Source organism: Proteiniphilum sp. UBA1028, from assembly GCF_002316955.1.
Classification (GTDB): domain Bacteria; phylum Bacteroidota; class Bacteroidia; order Bacteroidales; family Dysgonomonadaceae; genus Proteiniphilum.
Window position 1 is genome coordinate 81551 of sequence record NZ_DCEN01000040.1, and the last position, 5600, is coordinate 87150.

Here is a 5600-nt window from a genome sequence, read left to right on the forward strand (position 1 = left end):
GCCGAGGGCAAGGACTTTGAATACCTGTGGCCGGAGATGAAAAGGCTGAAAGTAGATTTGGTGGACGAACATTATTACCGCCCGCCGCAATGGTTTCTGGATAATGCAGCACGGTACGACTCCTACGATCGAAAGGGACCCAAAGTGTTTGCCGGCGAATATGCCAGCCATCACGGAAACAGAAAAAACAACTTTGAATCGGCGCTCACCGAAGCTGCATTTATGACCGGCCTGGAGCGGAATGCCGACATTGTACACATGGCAACCTATGCTCCACTGCTGGCACATGTGGATGCCTGGCAATGGCGTCCCGACCTAATATGGTTCGATAACCTGCGCGTTGTACGAACCCCCAACTACTACGTGCAGAAGCTCTATGGACATCATGCCGGCACGAATGTTCTTCCACTCACCTGGAACAAGGAACCCCTGACCGGACAGCAAGGGTTGTATGCTTCGGCCGTCATCGATACAAAGAAAAAGGAGATCATCATAAAACTGAGCAATGTGTCGGAGGAAAGCCGAGATCTTGGCATCACCCTGGAAGGATTGAAAAAGAAAACACAACTTCGGCCAGAAGCGAGAACCATTCTCTTGAAAGGAGACCGGGATCAAGAAAACACACTCGACAACCCCCGGTCCATTGTTCCTATATCCTCTTCGGCAACACTGAATGGATCAAAACTGTCTCTCACAGTGGAGCCCTATTCCTTTAATTTGTTCGTTATTGGATACACCGACTGACCGGGCAGAGCAGTACCTCCCAGTTTCAGCTGACAACAGCCACAGTCAACCAACCTAAATACAAAAAGGGTTCGGCGTCAATGCCGAACCCTTTTTGTATACGGATTGAACACTGTGAATCAGACATATTCATCACCGTAGCGGAATTTCACATCCGTCACGAAGTGTTTGATACGCTGTTCCTCGCTTTTTTTGCATATCAGCAGTACATTATCAGATTCTGCCACAATATAATCTTCGAGTCCCTGCAGTACCACCAGTTTATCGTCACTCATTGCCACAATGTTGTCGTTGCTTTCAATATACAAGGTCTTACAGTTTAGCTGGGCATTGTTGTCACTGTCGCGTTGCGACACATCGTGCAGAGCCCCCCAGGTACCCAGGTCGTTCCAGCCAAAGTTGGAGATGTTCACATAAACATTGTCGGCTTTTTCCATTATTCCATAGTCGATGGAGATATTGGGGCAGAAGGGAAAACTGGCATCAATAAACTGCTTTTCAGCGGGAGTATTAAAAAGGCTTTCACCTTCGCTAAACTTCTGCAGAATGTCCGGAAGATGCTTCTGAAAGGCATCGATTATGCTTTTCACGTTCCAGAGAAAAATACCTGAGTTCCACATAAACTCGCCGCTTTCTACAAACGCCCGAGCAAGATCGAGATTGGGTTTTTCAGTAAAGGCTTTCACCTTTTGAATTCCGTCCATATCTTTCTCTTCCACCTGAATGTAACCGTAGCCCGTTTCGGGGCGACCGGGCTTGATCCCCAGCGTAAGCAATGCCGGGTTATGGCTTACAAACTCAAGCCCCTTTTTCATGTCGATCACGAACTGGTCTTCTTTAACAATCAAATGATCAGAGGGTGCCACAATGATGTTTGCATTGGGATTCACCGCCCTGATCCTGAACGACGCATAAGCAATCGCCGGAGCCGTATTACGTCTGATAGGCTCTAGCAAAAGTTGATTATCGTTTATTTCAGGCAGTTGCAATTTGATTGTCTCAGCGTATGCATCGTTGGTCACGAGATAAATATTTTCTACAGGAACTATCTTTTTGAACCGGTCGAAAGTACTTTGGAGCAGGGAACGGCCCGTACCGAAAAAGTCCAAAAATTGTTTGGGTTTATCTTCCTTGCTAAAGGGCCAGAAGCGGCTTCCCACACCGCCACACATAATTACACAATAATCGTTACTGTTTCTCATTCCTAAGATTATCTATTTAAATGAAATTTTATTTATTGCTAATTGATCATTTACGCAAGGTTGTATAAGATAAATAACACTTTACACTTACACTTTGTTTTACACCCTGCATTTTATACCCTTAAAGATACGAACAAAACAGCATGCGGAGCAAAAAGTCTGGTTAAAATGCATAAAAATAAAGAGAACTTTTTCGTAATCCCAAAAATATGTGTACTTTTGCACTCACTTTTCTATGATATGCCCAGATGGCGGAATAGGTAGACGCGCTGGTCTCAAACACCAGTGGATTCACTTCCATGCCGGTTCGATCCCGGCTCTGGGTACGATTTTAAAACGCTAAATATTTAATAATAAAATATTTAGCGTTTTTGTTTTGCTCTCCGTGTCCGCAATTTGTCCGCATTTTTTGGGAAGTTTAAAAATTTATTCTCATTTAGCAATATTTCATATTGATTCAATGCGGGAAATTTAGCGGAAGATTTTGGCGGAAAGATTTAAAGTTTAAACAAGATTAGTTTGCGAGGTTGGATAAGTGAAACTAACAGCCTTCCAAAAATTTGGAAGGTAATTATCATTTTTCTCTACAGTAATAAAGCGTTCTTTCCGGTTATAAGAAATTCGATATTCTGGAGAAAAATTAAACTCGCAATCTTTTATATTTTTCCCGTCATCTTCAATATATAAATAGATTAATTCCATACTTATCTCTCCATCTATCCCTTAATGATTACTCTCACTCCTCTATTTCGGGTGCGTCCCAAAAAGGCCTCATATCCGTCCATATTTAGTTGAGTAAAGCAAATACCCATACTGTTAATTTTTGCTTTCTCATTACCTCACAAATCAGTTTTTCTTTCTATGTCTTTTATTTAGAGAGATAATATTATCATAATCCATAATAATATTCTTTCATCTTAAGAGCCATAAGTTTGCGCCTTTCAAACAAAAAGTCATTGTAGTCCTGCACTGTCATTTCTCCGATATTTTCCGGGATACAATTCATTCTAAGATTTTCTCTTATCTCATCTAATGAATTTATGCCTGTTAAGGCAGAATCGCCATTCTCCATTTTAGTACGAATAATCTCAAAATATTCCTGAGGGGATTTATTTCCTACTTTAATATTTATCTCGGACTGCATATACACATAGTTGGCGATCTGATTATATTTACCCTTAGCAAGTCCATTTTTCTTTAGGTAGTCTTTGGGGAATAAATGGTGAATATCGCCTTTAAATGTTATTAAGTCATTAACCGTAATATCTTTTGACAAAAAGCCTTTGTCATTTAGTCTAACTTGTGCGGCTAAATATACGTGAAAATAGGGGCTACTTGCTACAGAGGTATCCATGCTCTGCGGTAAAGCTGCATTCCAGAAAGCATTAGAAAGTTCTCCTTCTTCTTTTTCTGCCATATAATCTCGTATTGGGCGTTGTGATATCTGTTTAATATCATAATCAAATACAGATTCCGGCGAACCGGAGTAACGTCCTGTTAATATAGAATAGACTAACCAACGTTTGACATATTTCTCTATTTCAGAATCAGATAGACTTTTTTGAGATTTCAATTTAAGATAAACAATATAAGCAAAGTTTACGGCGTTTTGAGAACGAAGAAGTTTCGGAGAAACAAACCCCGCAGAACGCACTATCATTAAGAACCGTTTGTAATTTGTTTCATTGATAAATTCTAACACACCTTTTTTCAAGGTAGAGAAAGAACTTTCCACAATTTCATTTTCAAAGGTGCGTGTCTCAAAATTTCTACCAGAGAGTAAACTTACTAAATCAGAAAGTCTGCCTCGTTCAAACTGAGAAGTAAAAGCAACCCTTAACAAATCGACATAACTTGGATCATAAAGATCATCGTTTTCGTTCTTCAACCATTGCATCTTTTGAAAGAAGTCTGTCTTTGCAAACTCTTTGTCATTATCCACAATATGTTGATAAAATTCGGGTGCAACAGCTAAATGGCAAAAATAATCAATCGCTTTTCGGAGAATATTACCCTGTTGTTCTTCATTAGCGGTAATTTTACTCATGGCAAAATCAGCCTGACTTAAAACGACACCAGCGGAGTTGATACGAATAAATATTTCTGTTACTGTTTCAATATCCAAATCAGAAGATAGCTCTATAAGGCCAACGGGTTTTTTAGATAAATCTATCAAACGAGAAAATGAATTCTCGATAATATCTTCATCTAATTCCGGGTTTAATGTCAAATAATCACGTACTAATTTTATCAGGCTTTTTTCTCCTGAGAACACTTCTGCAATATCTCTCACCCAAAGTTTATCTTTCAAGATTGCAGGATTCTGCACTTCGAACCTCTCTTCTACAGGGTTAAACGCAATTTTGATTCTTATCCGGCTATAATTTTTGTCAATAACATAGTTCCCTAAAATTGCAGCGGAAAGAGCGGTTATACGCTGTTGTCCATCAATAAGGACTTTCTTCCCCTCGCTAAAAGAACCATCTTTCAGCCTTACATTTGGATTCTTCCAAGCAATGATATAACCTATCGGATAGCCTTGATACAAGCTATCCATCAGATTTCGCACCTTGGAACTATCCCAAACAAACGGTCGTTGAATTTCAGGAATTGCAATTTCGCCTGTTTTTACAAACGCCAATAATGATGCTATTTCGTATTGATTAACAGAATATTTTTGCATGATATTTATTCGACTAATTCTCCGAGTTTATTCACCACTTTATATTTTACATCATCAAACTGCTTAAAATGCGCTTTACCGCATTTTATCTTTTGCTGTTCGCTTCTATGCAGCTTCGACAAGTCGACTGATTTTGTTCCCGTATCTTTTGTTTCGGCTACAAAATAGATTTTCTTGTCATCCTCAAAAACAATTGCCCAATCAGGATTATAACTGCCAATAGGGGTAGGTATGGTAAACCATCCCGGCAACTTGAAATAGAACTTTATCTGTTCGCTGCTCTCGCAATCTTTCGCAAACCGGCTTTCAACTGCCGAGTCTAAAGGAACATATTCCTCGTAAAGCGTTTTGGATTTGTCCGATACTTTAAAAGAGAAATCATTCAGATAAATTTCCAATTCCTGTTCGTCAAACAATCGCATTTCATATTCGGAATTTCCTATTTTCTGATATTGTATGCCGTCAATCATTAAATCGGATAGAGCGCGTTGAATGGCTTGTGAACACAAATCCATGAATAATTGAGGATTGATAAGGATATCGTCTATCCTTTCCGATTTTTCGAGTATTTGCAATAATGTGTGTCGTGTAAGGTCGGTTTTACTTTGGATATATCCCAACACATCGGGAATTACCCATTTAAAATTTCCGTAATGTTCCACTTTGTCCCCAACATAAGAGGTTTCTATACCGGAATCCGTCATCAGTACATTTACCTTGGTGGAGCGGATGGAAGGCGGGGCGATAGCCGGCAATTCTTTTACAGCTTTAGAAGCCACAGTAATCAGTTCCACCGTATCGTAATATACCCGGTAAGTTGTTTTCTTATTAATACGTTCCCATATTTCCAAAAATTTGGGATCGGCTTCAAAACCTTTACGGTATCTTACCGCCGTACGCTCACGCTTATTCTTAATACGACCTTCAAATGCCACTCCGCAATCTTCTTCAATTTCCTGCTGCAATGCCTT

4 protein-coding genes, 1 tRNA gene and 1 pseudogene are annotated in these 5600 nt (G+C 39.7%); 2 read left to right on the forward strand and 4 right to left on the reverse strand.

Annotated elements, in window-relative coordinates; translation table 11 throughout:
• Positions 1-744: alpha-L-arabinofuranosidase C-terminal domain-containing protein (locus tag B3Z75_RS06870; RefSeq protein ID WP_294069033.1), on the forward strand; the 744-nt coding region annotated here is incomplete at its 5' end.
• Between the two features lie 119 nt (positions 745-863).
• On the opposite strand, the gene B3Z75_RS06875 is transcribed toward B3Z75_RS06870, so the two are convergent.
• Positions 864-1946: a mannose-1-phosphate guanylyltransferase gene (locus B3Z75_RS06875; RefSeq protein WP_294069036.1), complete on the reverse strand. Its 1083-nt coding sequence runs from the start codon at positions 1944-1946 to the stop codon at positions 864-866.
• A 242-nt stretch (positions 1947-2188) separates the two neighbouring features.
• On the opposite strand from B3Z75_RS06875, the gene B3Z75_RS06880 reads away from it, so the two are divergent.
• Positions 2189-2272: transfer RNA gene (locus tag B3Z75_RS06880), tRNA-Leu, on the forward strand.
• Positions 2273-2450: 178 nt separating this feature from the next.
• Here B3Z75_RS06880 and B3Z75_RS06885 read toward each other — a convergent pair.
• The 3 genes and pseudogenes from B3Z75_RS06885 to B3Z75_RS06895 form a co-directional block, all read right to left on the reverse strand.
• Positions 2451-2648, reverse strand: coding sequence for a hypothetical protein (locus tag B3Z75_RS06885; protein WP_157278981.1), 198 nt, complete (start codon positions 2646-2648; stop codon positions 2451-2453).
• Positions 2649-2835: 187 nt separating this feature from the next.
• A complete protein-coding gene (locus B3Z75_RS06890) occupies positions 2836-4629 on the reverse strand; it encodes a GmrSD restriction endonuclease domain-containing protein (protein WP_019538866.1) in 1794 nt (597 codons plus the stop codon).
• A 5-nt stretch (positions 4630-4634) separates the two neighbouring features.
• A pseudogene (locus tag B3Z75_RS06895) lies at positions 4635-5600 on the reverse strand (DEAD/DEAH box helicase); the annotation flags it as partial.